At 69.9% G+C, this 15,571-nt stretch carries 12 protein-coding genes; 6 read left to right on the forward strand and 6 right to left on the reverse strand.

Features of this window, described 5'->3' with window-relative positions:
* Positions 1-2: 2 nt before the first annotated feature.
* The 3 genes from MQP27_RS33235 to MQP27_RS33245 all read right to left on the reverse strand — a co-directional run bounded on the left by MQP27_RS33235 (position 3) and on the right by MQP27_RS33245 (position 3,709).
* Complete coding sequence (locus MQP27_RS33235) at positions 3-941, reverse strand: N-acetylneuraminate synthase family protein (protein ID WP_242771585.1); 939 nt, start codon at positions 939-941, stop codon at positions 3-5.
* A 15-nt stretch (positions 942-956) separates the two neighbouring features.
* Positions 957-2,222, reverse strand: coding sequence for an N-acylneuraminate cytidylyltransferase (locus MQP27_RS33240; protein WP_242771588.1), 1,266 nt, complete (start codon positions 2,220-2,222; stop codon positions 957-959).
* A gap of 140 nt (positions 2,223-2,362) precedes the next feature.
* Complete coding sequence (locus MQP27_RS33245) at positions 2,363-3,709, reverse strand: DUF6716 putative glycosyltransferase (protein WP_242771592.1); 1,347 nt, start codon at positions 3,707-3,709, stop codon at positions 2,363-2,365.
* 198 nt (positions 3,710-3,907) lie between these two features.
* Here MQP27_RS33245 and MQP27_RS33250 point away from each other — a divergent pair, with 198 nt between their 5' ends.
* The 6 genes from MQP27_RS33250 to MQP27_RS33275 all read left to right on the forward strand — a co-directional run bounded on the left by MQP27_RS33250 (position 3,908) and on the right by MQP27_RS33275 (position 10,074).
* Positions 3,908-4,894: a glycosyltransferase family 2 protein gene (locus MQP27_RS33250; protein WP_242771595.1), complete on the forward strand. Its 987-nt coding sequence runs from the start codon at positions 3,908-3,910 to the stop codon at positions 4,892-4,894.
* Positions 4,894-6,231 carry an alpha-2,8-polysialyltransferase family protein gene (locus tag MQP27_RS33255; protein WP_242771610.1) on the forward strand — a complete coding sequence of 446 codons (1,338 nt, stop codon included), beginning with the start codon at positions 4,894-4,896 and terminating at the stop codon, positions 6,229-6,231. Before MQP27_RS33250 ends, MQP27_RS33255 begins: the two co-directional genes overlap by 1 nt.
* Before the next feature lie 142 nt (positions 6,232-6,373).
* Positions 6,374-7,348 carry a class I SAM-dependent methyltransferase gene (locus tag MQP27_RS33260; protein WP_242771613.1) on the forward strand — a complete coding sequence of 325 codons (975 nt, stop codon included), beginning with the start codon at positions 6,374-6,376 and terminating at the stop codon, positions 7,346-7,348.
* Between the two features lie 74 nt (positions 7,349-7,422).
* Entirely contained in the window at positions 7,423-8,415 is a 993-nt protein-coding gene (locus tag MQP27_RS33265; RefSeq protein ID WP_242771616.1) for a glycosyltransferase family 2 protein, read from the forward strand.
* The gene (locus MQP27_RS33270; protein ID WP_242771619.1) at positions 8,405-8,806 is read left to right on the forward strand and encodes a GtrA family protein; all 402 of its coding nucleotides are present in this window, start codon (positions 8,405-8,407) and stop codon (positions 8,804-8,806) included. Before MQP27_RS33265 ends, MQP27_RS33270 begins: the two co-directional genes overlap by 11 nt.
* The gene (locus MQP27_RS33275; protein ID WP_242771622.1) at positions 8,803-10,074 is read left to right on the forward strand and encodes an NAD(P)/FAD-dependent oxidoreductase; all 1,272 of its coding nucleotides are present in this window, start codon (positions 8,803-8,805) and stop codon (positions 10,072-10,074) included. Before MQP27_RS33270 ends, MQP27_RS33275 begins: the two co-directional genes overlap by 4 nt.
* On the opposite strand, the gene MQP27_RS33280 is transcribed toward MQP27_RS33275, so the two are convergent.
* From MQP27_RS33280 to MQP27_RS33290, 3 genes are read right to left on the reverse strand one after another with little or no spacing between them, the layout of a single operon-like run.
* The gene (locus tag MQP27_RS33280; protein WP_242771636.1) at positions 10,064-11,770 is read right to left on the reverse strand and encodes a hypothetical protein; all 1,707 of its coding nucleotides are present in this window, start codon (positions 11,768-11,770) and stop codon (positions 10,064-10,066) included. The genes MQP27_RS33275 and MQP27_RS33280 overlap by 11 nt on opposite strands.
* Before the next feature lie 2 nt (positions 11,771-11,772).
* On the reverse strand, positions 11,773-14,097 hold the full coding sequence (locus MQP27_RS33285; protein ID WP_242771652.1) for a glycosyltransferase: 2,325 nt from the start codon (positions 14,095-14,097) through the stop codon (positions 11,773-11,775).
* Positions 14,094-15,560: a glycosyltransferase family 29 protein gene (locus MQP27_RS33290; protein ID WP_242771668.1), complete on the reverse strand. Its 1,467-nt coding sequence runs from the start codon at positions 15,558-15,560 to the stop codon at positions 14,094-14,096. Before MQP27_RS33290 ends, MQP27_RS33285 begins: the two co-directional genes overlap by 4 nt.
* Positions 15,561-15,571: the final 11 nt, after the last annotated feature.

Consider the following 15,571-nt stretch of genomic DNA (forward strand, 5'->3'; position numbering starts at 1 on the left):
CCTCAGACCGAGACCGGCTCGCCCGCGGCGGCGGCGATCTCCGCCTCGGCGACGACACCGGCGACACGGCGCAGCTTCTTCATCGGGCCGAGCTCGGAGTCGTAGACCTTCTTGACGCCGTCACCGAGGGAGGCCTCGATGGTGCGGATGTCGCGCACCAGGCGCTGCAGGCCCTGCGGCTCGACGGAGGCGGCCTGGTCGGAGCCCCACATCGCGCGGTCGAGGGTGATGTGGCGCTCGACAAAGGTGGCGCCGAGGGCGACCGCCGCGAGGGTGGTCTGCAGGCCGGTCTCGTGGCCGGAGTAGCCGATCGGGACGTTCGGGTACTCCTCCTGCAGCGTGTTGATCACGCGCAGGTTGAGCTCCTCGGCCTTCGCCGGGTACGTCGAAGTGGCGTGGCAGAGCAGGATGTTGTCGCTGCCGAGGACCTCGACCGCGTGGCGGATCTGCTTCGGGGTCGACATGCCGGAGGACAGGATGATGGTGCGGCCGGTGGCGCGCAGGGCGCGCAGCAGCTCGTCGTCGGTCAGGGAGGCGGAGGCCACCTTGTGGGCGGGGACGTCGAACTTCTCCAGGAAGGCGACGGCCTCGGTGTCCCACGGGGAGGCGAACCAGTCGATCCCCTTCTCCTTGCAGTACTCGTCGATCTGGCGGTACTCGTCCTCACCGAACTCCACGCGGTGGCGGTAGTCGATGTAGGTCATCCGGCCCCAGGGGGTGTCGCGCTCGATGTCCCACTGGTCGCGCGGGGTGCAGATCTCGGGGGTGCGCTTCTGGAACTTCACCGCGTCACAGCCGGCCTCGGCGGCCACGTCGATGAGCTTGAACGCGTTCTCCAGCTCACCGTTGTGGTTGATGCCGATCTCACCGCAGATGTACACGGGCTGACCGGGGCCGGCGGTACGCGAACCGAACTGGCGCAGACGGGAGTTGGTGCTCATGGCAGTGAACTGTCCTTACTTGTCGAGGGAGTCGAGAGAGGGGCCGAGGATCCAGCTGGCGATCTCTCGGATCGCGCCGTCGCCACCGGGAACGGTGGTGACCGCACGGGCGGCGCCGCGTACCACGTCGTGGGCGCTCGCGACCGCCACGGGCCAGCCCACGAGGGCGAAGCACGGGAGGTCGTTGACGTCGTTGCCGACGTAGAGCACGCGCTCGGGCGCGATGCCCTGCTCCTCGCACCACTGCTTGAGTGCGAGGTCCTTCCGGTCGATGCCGTGCAGCACGGGGAGCTTCAGCTTCCGTGCGCGCGCGGCCACGACCGGGTTCTGCTCCGTGGAGAGGATCAGCATCTTCAGGCCGCTGTTGCGCAGCGCCGCGATGCCCAGCCCGTCCCCGCGGTGCACGGAGACGAACTCCTTTCCATCGGCGTCGATCAGCACCCGGTCATCCGTCTGGGTGCCGTCGAAGTCCAGTACGACCGCGTCGATGTCGTCGGCGCTCGGCAGCGAACCGGGCCGGTCCGCGTCGAAGAGGGGCGCGAGGGCACGCGCCCGCGCCATGTCGTGCGGGTCGTCGATCTCCAGCACCCGGGCGGGGTCGGTGCGCACCAGCTCGGTACGGCCGAAGAAGCGGTGCTGGTGCTTGCGGAAGCCGGGCGCGTCCATGCCGTAGACGGCGCCGGTCTCCAGGAAGTCCTGGGGGCGGTCCTGGCGGCGCGGGCGGAAGGACTTGTCGTGGTTGACGCCGTAGCCGCCGCCGGTGGCCGCGTCCGCCTCGGCGACGCTGCCGGCCGCGACCTCGTCGTCGGCGTCCCGCCAGACGAAGCCGTGGAAGGGGGCCACGGTCAGCGCGGTGTCGGCGCCGTTGTCGACGACGGCCTCGACGACGCCGTCCACGTCCTCGCGGATGATGAACGGGCTGGTGCACTGCACGAGCAGCACCACGTCCACCGACGCGCCGTGCAGGGCCTCGTGGGCATCCATCGCGTGCAGCACCGCGGCCTCGGAGGTCGCCGTGTCCCCGGCGATGGCGGCGGGCCGCAGCACGATCTCGGCACCGGCCTCACGCGCCGCGGCGGCGATGGCCTGGTCGTCGGTGGACACCACGACATCGGTCACCAGCCGGGCCGCCAGACACTCCCGCACGGCCCGCGCCACCAACGGCACACCGCCGACGGGCAGCAGATTCTTCGCGGGCACACCCTTGGAGCCCCCGCGAGCGGGAATGACGGCGAGAACACGGCGCACGGTGGCCCCGGCGTCGGCCGGTGAGTCGGACATGGCTTGCACTCCTTGCGCAGGGTTCACAGAGATAGGTGGAGGGCCGGCGAAGCCGCCCTCCAGGGGCGCGGGGAACTGCGCGACAAGCCCAGACGGCGCCGCACCCGCCGAACGACCGCCCCCGGCACCCCCGATGCCGCTCACAACTCCCCCATCCGCCGAATAACAGGCGCCACCCGCTGCACCCCATGCCGATAGGCCCCCCGAGCCGCCCGCCGCACGATCTGCCTCACCGGCCCCGGCTCCTTGTCAGCCGCAGGCGCACCCGGCAGCGGACTTCCGTCCGGCCCGAGGTGATGACGAGCGAGAATCCCCGGCAGATACCCCGGCGCGGTGGCCGGCGTGTAGTAGGGGGTCAGCGGCGCCAACCCACCGGGCCGGCCAAGCAACTTGGCGATCCGCTCACGCGCCGCGTCGAAGGCGTACGCGTACGACCCGTCCGCCGCGACCCCCTGCCGGGCCACCCAGTCCTGGTCCGGCACCGGCCGGTACCCGGAGTCCAGCTGGTCCCAGGAGGCCAGGCACCCGGACCCGACGAAGTGGTGGTTGCCGAGCGTCTCGCGCACGCCGAGATCGGTAAGGATCACGGTCGGGACACGCCGGTGCAGCGACTCCAGCGCGGCCGTCGAACTGATCGTGACCAGCAGGTCGGTGCGGTCGAGGACTTCGCCCATGTTCCCGTACACCAGGCGGAAGTTGGCCGGCGGATCGAGCCGCTGGACCAGCTTCTGGTAGGGCTGCTCCTCGATGTGGGTGGTGTGCTCCCCCGGCTTGGAGCGCAGCTTCAGCAGCACCTCGCGCTCGGGGTGCAGCCTGGCGTGCTGGATCAGCCGGTTGAGCAGGTACGTACGGTCCTTGCGGCTGTCGGGGACGGACGGCTGCACGGCGAACACCACGGTGTACGGGTCGTGTTCACCCTCGTACGAGGCCCCGCCGAGAAACGGGAGTGCCACCTCCGTCACCGACGAGGCGTCGGCGCCCACACCCTCGTACACCGCTCTGAAACGCTCCGCGTCCTGGCGGGAGTTGGCGAGGACGAGGTCCGCGCCGTGCCGCAGCAGGAGGCCGTCGGCGAGCTTCTCGTAGACGACGCCGACATAGCCGGTGACGACGACGGGGCGCCGCTCGCGGCCCTCCCACACGCGCTTGAGGCCGTGCAGCATCGCCTGGACGCCGCCGCCGACGAGGGCGAGGACGACGACGTCGTACTCCTCCTCGGCCATGGCGCGCAGGAACTCGACCGACGTGACCTCCTTGAGGGAGTCGGCCGTGACACCAACTTCCGCGAGCTGTCGCGCGGTCGGGGTGGCCCGTCCGCGCAGCAGGAAGCCGCTCAGCCGGAGGCCGACTTGCGCGTCCTCGCGCGGTGCGGCTTCCATGGACGGACCCGGGGCGATACGGGCCGCGGTCAACGCACCCCATTTCCAGCGGGTGTCGGAGTCCGCGAGTACGGCGATTCGCGTGGGCTTCGTTGTACTTGGTGGCACGACAGAGACGCTAGGAAGCAATTCCGAGGCGCGGCCCAACCGCATCTGTCCAAAAAGTTAACAACACCCCGCCGAGAGCCGAACTGGCTCACCGAAGCAGCGAAAGTACAGGGGATGCACCGTTCCGACACATTGAGTTCACCCCCCGTACGGGCACCGGAAAGACTCGCTGCTGGGCCGCCTCCTAGGCTCTCGACCGTGCCAAAGCTCTCCGTGATCGTGCCGTTCTACAACGTGCAGCAATTCGCCCCGGACACCCTCAGAAGCCTCCGCCTGAACGCCCGCAAGGATTTCGAGTTCATCCTGGTCGACGACCATTCCAAGGACGGAACTCCGGCCATTCTCGAACGCGCGGCCGAAGATCTTTCCGATGTCGCGCAGGTGCGCCATATCCGCCACGAGAAGAACGGGGGTCTCGCCACCGCGCGCAACACCGGCCTGGACGCGGCGCAGGGCGAATACCTCACGTTCCTGGACGGCGACGACTGGCTGGCCCCCGGCTACCTCGCCGAACTGGTGGCCGCCATCGAGGACTTGGGCTGCGACTTCGTCCGTACCGACCATGTGCAGGCGACCGCCCGCGCGCGCACGGTGCACAGAGTGCCGATCGGGCGCCGCTGGGAGGCCTTCGACCCGCGCGCGGCGATCCTGCCCGCGGACCGCACGACCTCGGTGGACTACGCCTACGCCTGGGCGGGCGCCTACCACCGCCGGCTGCTCGACAAGGGCCTGCTGCACTTCACCGACGGGCTGCGCACGGCCGAGGACCGGCCGTGGATCTGGAAGCTGCACCGCGAGGCGGAGTCGTTCGCCGTGATCAGCCTGCTCGGCGTCTTCTACCGGCGCGGGGTGGCCTCCTCGCTGACCCAGATCGGCGACGTCCGCCAGCTCGACTTCATCCGCGCCTTCGACCAGGTCATCGAGGAGACGGCGCAGGACCCGGACGCGGACAAGCTGCTGCCGAAGGCGGTACGGACGTACTGCGCGATCATCGCCCACCATCTCGCCGACGAGAGCAAGTGGGAGCCCGCCGTGGCCAAGCAGCTGCGGACCATGAGCGCGGCGGCGATAAAGCGTATGCCGCAGGACGCGCTCGGCGACGTCCTGGAGACGATGGACATGCACCGCTCCTCCAAGCTGCGGCGGCTGCGGCGCCGCGTCACCACTGCGAAGGCGGCCGCCTGATGTCCCGTACCACCCGCATCTTCTGCGTCTCGACGCTGTACGGCGCGACCACGCTGGCCGCCGCGCTGGAGTCGGACTGCTTCACGGAGACGGACGGAGATCGCCGGCTGCTCCTCGTGTTCAACAACTCGGCGACGCCCGAGACCACCCCGCCGGTCGACGCGATGCCCGGCTTCGAGCCGCTGCGCGACCACTTCGACGAGGTGCTGTCCTGGAACGAGGCGATCAGCCCCTTCCACCCCGGCGCCTGGGCCCCGCGCCCGGACGACATCCCGCTGTTCGAGCGCTATCTGCGGCTGCTGTGGAAGCTGGGCGACGACCGGGTGGAGCTGGTCCTGGAGTCGATCCAGGTCAGCCCGGCGCTGACGGTCGCCCAGCTGTTCACCGACGCCCCGATCCACGTCTACGCCGACGGCCTGATGAGCTACGGCCCCACCCGCAACAAGCTCGACCCGCTGGTCGGCACCCGGGTGCGGCGGCTGCTCCACCTGGACCTGGTGCCCGGCCTCGCGCCGGTGCTGCTCACCGAGTTCGAGGTGCCCGCTCAGATCGTGCCGACCGAGGCCTTCCTCAAGGCGATGGGCGAACTCACCGCCTCCGTCCAGGACCTGCCGTTGCTGCCGTCCGACTCGGCGCTGCTGCTCGGCCAGTACCTGTCCGCGCTGAACATCCTCTCCCCCGAGGAGGAGGAGAACCTCCATGTGCGGATGATGCGCGGGGCGGTCGAGCGCGGTCACCGGTCGATCGTCTTCAAGCCGCACCCCACCGCGCCGGCCCGCTACAGCCGCGCCCTGGAGGCCGAGGCGGAGAAGCTGGGCGTCGACCTCACCGTCCTGGACCTGCCCGTCCTCGCCGAGGTGCTGTTCGAGAAGTCGCCGCCCGCGCTGGTCGTCGGCTGCTTCTCGACCGCGCTGTTCACCGCGTCCGCGTTCTACGGCCTGCCGGTCGCCCGGATCGGCACCGAGCCGCTGCTAGACCGCCTGACGCCGTACCAGAACAGCAACCGGGTCCCGGCCGTCCTCGCCGACGCGCTGATCCCGGACCTGGAGGGCCGAGGGAGCGAGGAGACGGTCCCGGCCGACACGCTGAGCGGGCTGGTCGACGCGATCAGCTTCACCATGCAGCCGCAGATCCACCCGGGCCTGCGCCCGGCGGCCGAGCGCTACCTCGCGAAGCACTTCGGCCCGCGCACCAAGCGGTACTTCAAGCGCAAGCGGCTGACCTCGCTGGGCCTGCCGGGCGGCATCCCGGAGCGGCTGTCGTTCCTGCCGCGCAGCTCCACCGCGCGCCGGGTGGTGCGCCGGGCGCGGGCGTTGCGGAAGGTCGTGAAGCGGTAGGCAAACCATCGGCAAACCCGGCGTAAAGCTGATGGAAATGCAAGGCGATGATTGACTTACTCATGTGATTCAACGGTAAAGCGGCTTCCGGATCCCTAGGATCTCGGAAGCCGCCCCGTCGACTCCTCCCGTGAGGCACTCAATGACGAACCTCGCCCGGCTCTACTCCCTCTTCGACAGCGTCGAGCTGCCGGAGGACCTGCCCTACACGCAGTGCAGCACGTGGGAGCTCCAGTTCCTCTACCTCGTGGGACGCCACCGCCTCACGGGCCGGGACCGGATCGTCGAACTCGGCGCCGGCGGCGGCGGATCGACGTACATGCTGGCGATGGGGCTGGACGAGAACCCGGCCTTCGACCGGAGGACCGGGCGGCTGCACGCGTACGACTTCTTCCGGGTCGGCAAGGGGACGTTCGCCTCGGAGAAGTTCTTCACGGCCGGGCACAAGCCGGAGGACGACAACTCCTTCCTGAACGACTTCCGCGAGCGTCTCTCCCCCTTCCTGCCCTTCCTGGAGATCCACGCCGGCGACCTGTGGCAGACCTCCGACCCGGACGACACCAGCCCGGTCGAGTTCCTGCACATCGACATCGCCAAGACGGCCAGGGTCTTCCGCTGTGTGTCCGAGCGCTTCCTGACCCGGCTGCAGCCCGGCTCGGTCGTCCTGCACCAGGACTTCGCGGGACCGCGGCTGCCCTGGCTGCACCACAGCACGGGCGCCCTGCTGCCGTACATCGAGATCGCGGGCCCGCCGATCCGCTCCACCCTCGCCTTCGAGGTGACGAAGCCGATCCCCGGGGACGTACTGAAGCGCGTCTCGGAGGACGCCTACACGGTCGACGAGAAGCTCGACCTGATCACCGCCGTCCAGGACCGCGTCGACCGCGACCACACCGACGGCATCCCCTTCAAGTCCGTGCTGGAACTGGCGAAGGCGTACGTCTGCCACTACGACGGGCAGCACAGGCGCGCCTGGTCGATCGCCAAGCCCCTCCTCACGGACGAGTACCTGAGCCGCACCCGGGCCGACCACTTCGCGCAACTGCGCAAGGCGTACGAGGCCGAACCGAAGGTGTCGCCGATGTCCCGGCTCAAGCGGCTGGTGGGCATGGGGTGAAGCGCAACGGGGAAGCCCTCCTTCCGACGCGGGCTGTTTGGGTGCGGTTAACAGAAGCTCCATAGCTTCCGTCAATGCACATAGCCCCCGTCACGCTGGCGACGGTCGAGCCGGTGCCGGCCAGGCGGCCGCTGATCTCGTACGTCCTGCCCGTCTACAACGAGCAGGACGGCATCACCGCCTTCCACACCGAGCTCACCGCCGCCCTCGCCTCCCGGCCCGAGCTGGACTTCGAGCTTGTCTACGTCAACGACGGTTCCGCGGACGGATCGTTGGCCCTGCTGAAGGAGTTCGCCGAGCAGGACCCACGGGTCCGGGTCGTCGACTTCGCCCGCAACTTCGGCCACCAGATCGCCATCACCGCGGGCCTCGACATCGCCTCGGGCGACGCGGTGATCGTCATGGACACCGACCTGCAGGACCCGCCGAAGGTCAGCCTGGAGCTGGTCGACGCCTGGCGGGAGGGTGCCGAGATCGTGCACGCCCGGCGCCGGTCGCGGCAGGACACGCCGTTCAAGAAGGCCACCGCGCACCTCTACTACCGCCTGCTGCGGTCCTCCACCGAGGTCGACATCCCGCTGGACACCGGCGACTTCCGGCTCCTGGACCGCAAGGTCGCCGACGAGCTGCGCAAGTACCGGGAGCGGAGCCGGTTCGTGCGCGGGATCGTCGCCTCGATGGGGTACACCCAGACCGAGGTGGCCTTCGACCGGGACGAACGTTTCGCCGGTGAGACCAAGTACCCGCTGCGCAAGATGGCCCGCCTCGCGGTCGACGGCATGACCAGCTTCTCCACGGCCCCGCTGAAGATGATCACGCGCCTGGGTTTCGTGGTCCTCGCGCTCTCCCTGCTCGGCATCCTCTACGCCCTCGGCATGAAGTTCTTCCGCCCCGAGATCACCGTCTCCGGCTGGACGATGCTGATGTGCGTGGTGCTGTTCCTGGGCGGCACGCAGATGCTGTCGCTGGGCGTCATCGGCACGTACATAGGGCGCATCTACAGCGAGGCGCAGGGGCGTCCGCTGTACCTGGTGCGCGAGGTGATCGGCGGGGACGATGACCGCTGAGGCCGCGACCGCCCCGCCCCAGGTCTCCCGCCAGCTGATCCGCTACACCCTCATCGGCGGCAGCGGCGTCGCCCTCGACCTCGTCGTCTTCCTGCTGCTGCACAACCTCGCCGGCATGGACGAGCAGCTCGCCAACGGCATCAGCACGACCCTCGGCATCGCCAACAACTTCGTGCTGAACGCGAAGTTCACCTTCGAGCGCCGCGACCGGCTCTTCGTGCGCTTCCTGCGCTTCTACGCCGTCGGCCTGACCGGCATCGCCTTCACCGACCTGCTCTTCCTCGCCTTCACCGACGGCCTGGGGATCGACGCCAACCTGGTCAAGGCGGGTTCGCTGCCGCTGGTCCTGGCGCTCCAGTTCGTGCTCAACAGAAAGTGGAGCTTCGCATGAACCTCGGCATCATCGGCGCGGGTGCCACCGGGCTGACCGCCGCCTGGGACGCCGTACGCGCCGGCCACCAGGTCACCGTCCTGGAGGCGGCCGACGAACTCGGCGGTCTCGCCGCCTCGTTGGAGGTGGGCGGCGTCCCGCTGGAGCGCTACTACCACCACATCTTCAAGAGCGACAAGGCGATGATCGCCCTGATCGAGGAGCTGGGCCTGGGCGAGGCCCTGCGCTTCCACAAGCCGACCACCGGCATCTACCGCGGCGGCAGGCTGATCGACTTCACCACCCCGTTCGACATGATCCGCTTCCCGGAGTTCTCCCCCGTCGACGCGGTGCGCTTCGCGGGCTCCTCGGCCGCGCTGAAGGCCGTGCGCGACGGCGAGCGCTTCAACGACCTCACCGCCCTCGCCTGGCTGCGCAAGTGGGCCGGGAAGAAGGCCACCGCGGCGGTCTGGGAGCCGCTGCTGAAGGGCAAGTTCGGCGACCGCGCCGAGCAGGTGTCGATGGCCTGGCTGTGGGCCCGCATCCACTGCCGCACCTTCGAACTCGGCTATGTGGACGGCGGGTTCGAGCGGGTCTACGCGGCGCTGCGGGACGGCATCGAGGAGCGCGGCGGGAAGGTCGAGTTCGGCAAGGCGGTGGAGGCGATACGGCAGGACGGCGACGCCTCGCCCGCGGTGGTGAGGTGCGCGGACGGGTCGTCGTACGACTTCGACCGGCTGATCGTCACCACCCCGCAGCCCGCCTTCGCGAAGGCCGCCGGACTGCCCACCGACAACGCGGTGTGGAAGAACCAGTACCTCGGCGCGACCTGCTTCGTGCTGGAGCTGGACCGCAGCGTGATCCCGTACTACTGGCTCAACATCAACGAGCCCGGCTTCCCGTTCCTGGCCGTCGTCGAGCACACCCGGATGATCGACCCGTCGGTGTACGGCGGCCGGCACATCCTCTACGTCGGCAACTACGTCGAGCGCGAGGACTGGCGGTTCACCACCGAGCCGGGCGAGCTGCTGACCCGGTTCGTGCCGTATCTGCGGAAGATCAACCCGGAGTTCGACGCCTCCTGGATCAAGGACTGGCACTTCTCGAAGGCCGGGTTCGCGCAGCCGGTGGTGACGCCGGAGTACCGTGCGCTGATCCCGGCCCACGAAACGCCCATGAGCCGGGTCACGCTGGCGACGATGGCGCAGATCTACCCGCAGGACCGCGGGCAGAGCTACTCGGTGGCCATGGCCCGCAAGGTCACCGGGTCGCTCGGCCTCAACGCCTGACGCAGAGCACGATCCTCGGCCCGGGGCTCGCCGTCCTGGGGCAGTCGTAGACGGCCTTGATACGGCGCCACAGCTCCGGGTCGACCTTTCCGGGCCGGAACCACGGCCGCTCCAGGACCGCGTACGGGGCCGGGTGGTGGTCGACGCAGTCGGCGTTCTCCTTGAACGACTTCAGGTCGGCCACGTCCGGGAGGTAGCGGGTGCGCTGGAGGAAGGTCGAGATCGGGTAGCGGCACTGGGCCGCGTGGTCCACGTAGTACGTGGTGTCGCCGAAGGCGAGGTAGAGGACCGGGGCGTTCGCGGGCATCTCGGCCCGCACCCGGTCGGCCTCCTTCTGGGTGGCCCGCATCCCGGCCAGGTACTGGCTGCTGGTCTCGGTCACCTTGCCGTCGAAGACGAGGTGCGGGGAGCCGGGCCAGATGGTCGCGGCCAGGCACGCCAGGCCGGTGAGGGCGACCAGGACGGCCGGTGCCACGCCGTCCGAGCGGGGCCGCCGCTCCAGCACCGCGTCCACGAGGGCCGCGAGCAGCGCGAGAAGCCCGAACGCCCAGATGACGTACGGGCGTTGGTCGGCCTTGGGCGCCTGCGCGTACAGCACGGGCAGCACGCCGTACGCCAGTGACACGGCGGCGAAGAGCCACGGCACCTTCCGGCGGGAGCCGCTCACCGCGAGGCCCCACAGGGCGGCGGCGAGGACCGGCATCTGGGCCGCGTGGTAGAGGAACCAGTTGCCCTGCACGACCACGACCGCGAGGGCGGCTGAGCCGATCAGCAGGGCGACGAGCAGGATCTCGGCCCGTCGCAGTCGGCCCTGGACACGGCTGAGGACCAGCAGCAGGGCGCCCGGCGCGAGCAGCAGCACCGGAGTGGCGATGGCCCGGTCGGCGAGGAACTCGTAGGACCGGGTGAGGATGAAGTGCGGGTGGATGCCCGTTCTGCTGAGCGCCGACTGGTTGATCAGCGGCATGTCGTGGGTCCACTGCAGCTCGTGCGAGCCGCCGAGGGCGCTGAGCCCGAACAGGGCCGCCGACGCCGGTACGGCGATCAGCGCGGCCCGGACCGCGCGGCCCCGGTCGACGACGTACACGAGCAGGATCCCAATGGCGGCCGTGGCTGCCGTGGAGTACTTCATCATCACCGCGAGGCCCAGCGGGAGGCACGCCAACAGGGCCGCCCGCCAGGGCCTTTCGGGGCCGAGGGCCGCGGCGACGCCGAAGACGGCCAGGACGACCGCGGTCCACTCCGGCTGGAGGAAGTCGTTGCGGGGCGCGAGCGCCAGGGCAAGGCCGGTGGCGCCCGCCGTGAGGGCCGCCTCCCGGCCGGTGACCCGGCGTTGCAGCGCGAGGAAGAGGGCGTGTCCGGCCGCGGCGGCGAGCAGGACGCCGGCCGCTCCCATCAGGGCCTCGCGGACCGACGTACTGCCCCCGAAGAAGGAGGTCAGGTCGTCCAGGAGGGCGATGAACCAGCGGTAGAAGAACGGGCGGTGGGTGAAGACCTCGGACGGCGAGTAGCCGGCCTTGCCGCCGGTGCGCAGGGCGGCCAGGACGTAGTGCAGGTCCCCCGTGAGCCGCCGGGTGGCCACCGTGTAGACGACGGCCACCGCGGACGGCAGGGCGACCGCCGCCCACCACAGGGGTGAGCGGCGGCCGCCTGCCACGGGCCGGACGACCTTGTCGTCGGCCAGAGTTGTCGCCATCGTCAGCTTCCCAGGATGACCCGCAGGTCGGAGGCGTTGGCCTCGGTGACCTTCCACAGCTCCTGCTGGCGGCCGTGCACGTCGGCCACCGTCTTCGCGTGGTCCGCGAGCAGGTCCCGGGAGCGCTCGACCAGGCGGGCGGCGAGATGGCGGTCGTGGACGGAGACGCCCCACTCGGGCCGCTCGATGTCGTTCAGGAAGTACGCCATCTTCGGGTGCGAGATCAGACTGATGATGGGCGTGCCGACGCCGAACGGGATCATGCCCGCGTGGCCGCGCATGCCGATCACCAGCTTGGTGCGGGCGTAGAGATCGAGGATCTCCTTGTTCTCGAAGTCGTACATCGGGATGACGGGCATCGAGATGCCGTGCTCGCGGCGCAGGTCGAAGGCGATCTTCTCGTCGTCGAGGGAGTGCGCGACGCACTGGACCTCGGCCAGCTCGCCCAGGTCCCGTACCGCCTTGGCCATCTGGGCCAGGAAGTAGTCGTAGTCGTGGCCGAAGCGCAGGCCCGCGCGGTCGTAGGCGGCGTTGATCAGGATCGTGTCGTCCCGCTTCGCCGGGTCCTGCCAGCCGGGCGTCAGCTGGCGGGTGACCGTGGTGGGGCAGGGCTGGAAGCGGATCTTGTCGTGCAGGTGGGCCGGGACCATGGCCCGCACCTTCGCGATCGAACCGTGGTTGCGCAGGCCGAAGAAGGAGGACTGCTCGACCAGCAGGCGCAGCGACTCGCGGAAGCGGCCCGCGCGGTAGGACTGTCCGTCGAAGGCGTTGAAGCCGACGGCGAAGACCGCGATCGGCACGTCGATGCGCTTCATCAGCTCGTCCGGGACGTTCCACTGCCAGGCGCTGTTGCCGTTCGGCATGGTGTCCGGGATGAACAGGCCACCGCCGCCGATGACCAGGCCTCGCCGGCGGTTGACCCGCTCCAGGGCGGCCTCGTCGAAGAGGCGGTGAGCATGCACGGAGTGCCAGCGCCGGGAGGTGGTGTCCGGGCCGAAGGCGGAACGGACGGACTCCGGGAGCAGCTTGTCGCCCGCGTTGCCCTGCCGGTCCATGTAGAAGGCGACGTGCGCCAACTGGTCCTCGGGGGCGCCGAGTTCCTGCGCCGGGACGCTGGCGGCGCGCTGCACCCACAGGCGGCTGGGCCGGTGGGTGGGGTCGACGGAGATGCCTGCCGTGGCGTGCTTGAGCGCGGTGGCGTTGTCGCCGTGCACCCAGGCGATCTGGGCGAGCCGGGCGTACGCGGTCGCGGCCCGGTTGGGGGCGGCGGTGGCGAGCAGCAGCTGGGCCTTGGCCTCGTCGTAGCGGGAGACGCTCATCAGGGCGTGGCCGAGCACCTCGTGCGGCCAGGCCTCGTCGAGCGGGATGCGCACGCTGGACAGGATGTCGACGGCGTCCTGGTAGTCGCCGTTCGCGATGTGCGCGGCGGCGACCTTGCGGGCGACCTCGACGTCGCCGGTGCGGGCGACGTGCGGGGTGCCGTAGTGGACGAGCAGGTCGTGGTGGAGGCCGCCCTGCTGCTCCAGGTAGGCGGCGTGGAACTCGGCGTCGGTCAGCTCGAACTCGCGCCAGCGCTCCTCGGCCTGCGCGTACCCGGCCTCGCCGCCCTGCCAGGGCTTGTGGCGGCCGGTGAAGTGCAGGATCGCGGTGTCCTCGGGGACCGGCAGGTCGCCCGACAGCCGCCGCTTGACGAAGTTGTAGCGGGCGTCGAGGCGGACGAAGTCGCCGTCCAGGACGGAGTTGAGGATGCCCTGGTCGTGCTTGTCGAGCTCGTAGTCGCCGGAGCGGCCGCACTTGTCGAGCTTGGCGCAGAAGGCGTCGCTCAGGTACTCGCGCTGGATGACCAGCAGACCGGAGTTGAGCTTGTGCTGCCCGTAGAAGAACTGCGGGACGGCAGCCAACCCCTCGCGCAGCTGGAGGAGTTCGGTCAGGTCGCCCAGGACCACCATGTCGGTGTCGAGGGTGATGACGGTGTCGTACTCCCGGATCCTGAAGACGTCCAGGATGAAGTACGCCTTGCGGACCAGGTAGTTGTCCTGGTCGCCCTTCTTGTACGAGTCGTAGTGGTCGGCGTCGACCCGCTTCATCACGATCCGCGGGTGCAGGGCGCGGATCTTGGCGATCGAGCCGGGGCGCAGGTCGTCGTAGAGGACGACGAAGTCCTCGCACACGCCCGGGTTGGACAGCGCGAGGCTGCGCAGCAGGGCGAGGAAGCCGGGCAGGTAGTTCTCGTCGACGAAGCTCGCGAAGGCGATCTTCCGTTTGCCGGTGAGCGCAGAGGCGTCGGTCACCGGGCCCTGGGCCGCGGACAGGGTGGTGGTCGTCATCGCAGGGATATCCTCATGTCGGTCACGCTCTGGGCACGCTGCATGACCCAGTCCTTCTCGCTGGTGTATTCGTGCACGGACGTGATGGCCAGCTTCATGGCCTCCTGCACGCGGTAGGCGCCGCTCTCGTAGAAGTCGAAGCCGATCAGGTCGAGCTTCGGGCTGACGTCCAGGAAGTCCAGCAGCCACAGCATGTTGAAGCCGGTGGTCGGGATGCCGGACCAGGCCTCGGTGGGGACCTTGCCGATGTTGCGCATGGGCCAGCGCAGCGACTCGTCACCGAGGAAGGTCTGGGCGCCGGGCACCAGGCGGTTGCGCAGGGAGTACTTCCAGTCGCCGGAGATGCCGCCGAAGACCAGGCGGGTGGTGACCTGCTTCTCCCAGTTGAAGCCGTGCTTGTGGATGGTGGCGTGGATGTCCGTCTTGCTGCCGGTGTGCTTCGGATCGATCTTGTACGAGTTGAAGCGGACGACCAGGTCGTACGCGTCGATCTCGGCGCCCATCGAACTCTCGCCCACCCGGCCGGAGTTGGCGATCAGGCAGATGGACTTGCCGGCGATCTGGTTGCGGAACTCGCCCAGGCTGATCCACTGCACGCCGCCGATGGTGGGGTCGGCGACGGGTCCGCGCATCCGGGCGCGGCGCTGCTCGGCGTAGAGCGCGAGGGCCTCGGTGAGGGCGGGCAGGTCGACGCCGGGGGCGGTGGTGCGCAGGTCCAGGTACTGGCTGAGCAGCTCCTGGCGGTCGCCCACGGGGGCTTCCTCGTCGGCCAGCCGCAGCAGCGCGCCCACCAGGCGGGGCTCGGCCTCGGCCCAGTCGCCGACGGCGTGCGCGGCGAGGCCCTCGGCCCACACGTCGGTGGCGGGGCGGCGGGTGAACTCCTCGGCGCGCGGGACCTGGCGGCGCAGCAGGGCGAGCAGCTCGCGCTCCTTCTCGCCGGCGATGCGCAGGCCGGCGATGCGGTTCTTGACGCCGAAGCCGTCGTCGTTGGTGAGCTCCAGGTACTTCTCGTACGCCTCCAGCGCCTCCGCCTCCTCGCCGAGGGCCTCCAGGAGGCGGGCGCGCAGCCGCCAGCCGGCGCGGGAGTTCTTGCGCTGGGCGAGGACGGTGTCGCTGATCACCAGGGCGAGGTTCAGCTCGTCGTCGTAACCGGCCTCAAGCGCCTTGTTGGCGACGGCGAGGAGTGCGTCGAGCAGTTCGTTGCCGATGGTGGCGGAGGGGGTCGCGGCGCCCTTCACGGCACGCTTGAGCAGCGCGGTGGCACCGCCGGCCGGGGCGGGCGCGGGTGCGCCTGCGGCCGTCGTGCCCCACACGACGAGCAGCTTGCGCAGCTGCTCGGCGAGTTCGACGCGGCGGCGGTCGATGCTGCCGACGAGTTTGCCGCTGTGCGCGGCGCAGGCCCGCAGGCAGTCGTCCAGCTCCCCTCCGCGTACGCGTGCCCGTCTGTTCTGGACCCTCGTCATGGCGCTCCTGG

The sequence above is a fragment of the Streptomyces cylindrosporus genome (assembly GCF_022698165.1).
Lineage (GTDB): Bacteria > Actinomycetota > Actinomycetes > Streptomycetales > Streptomycetaceae > Streptomyces > Streptomyces cylindrosporus.

What these genes read in the sequence shown, in the direction of transcription:
- MQP27_RS33235 (WP_242771585.1), bottom strand. Translation starts at nt 941, where the DNA reads ATGAGCACCAACTCCCGTCTGCGCCAGTTCGGTTCGCGTACCGCCGGC.
- MQP27_RS33240 (WP_242771588.1), bottom strand. Translation starts at nt 2,222, where the DNA reads ATGTCCGACTCACCGGCCGACGCCGGGGCCACCGTGCGCCGTGTTCTC.
- MQP27_RS33255 (WP_242771610.1), top strand. Translation starts at nt 4,894, where the DNA reads ATGTCCCGTACCACCCGCATCTTCTGCGTCTCGACGCTGTACGGCGCG.
- MQP27_RS33260 (WP_242771613.1), top strand. Translation starts at nt 6,374, where the DNA reads ATGACGAACCTCGCCCGGCTCTACTCCCTCTTCGACAGCGTCGAGCTG.
- MQP27_RS33265 (WP_242771616.1), top strand. Translation starts at nt 7,423, where the DNA reads ATGCACATAGCCCCCGTCACGCTGGCGACGGTCGAGCCGGTGCCGGCC.
- MQP27_RS33270 (WP_242771619.1), top strand. Translation starts at nt 8,405, where the DNA reads ATGACCGCTGAGGCCGCGACCGCCCCGCCCCAGGTCTCCCGCCAGCTG.
- MQP27_RS33275 (WP_242771622.1), top strand. Translation starts at nt 8,803, where the DNA reads ATGAACCTCGGCATCATCGGCGCGGGTGCCACCGGGCTGACCGCCGCC.
- MQP27_RS33280 (WP_242771636.1), bottom strand. Translation starts at nt 11,770, where the DNA reads ATGGCGACAACTCTGGCCGACGACAAGGTCGTCCGGCCCGTGGCAGGC.
- MQP27_RS33285 (WP_242771652.1), bottom strand. Translation starts at nt 14,097, where the DNA reads ATGACGACCACCACCCTGTCCGCGGCCCAGGGCCCGGTGACCGACGCC.
- MQP27_RS33290 (WP_242771668.1), bottom strand. Translation starts at nt 15,560, where the DNA reads ATGACGAGGGTCCAGAACAGACGGGCACGCGTACGCGGAGGGGAGCTG.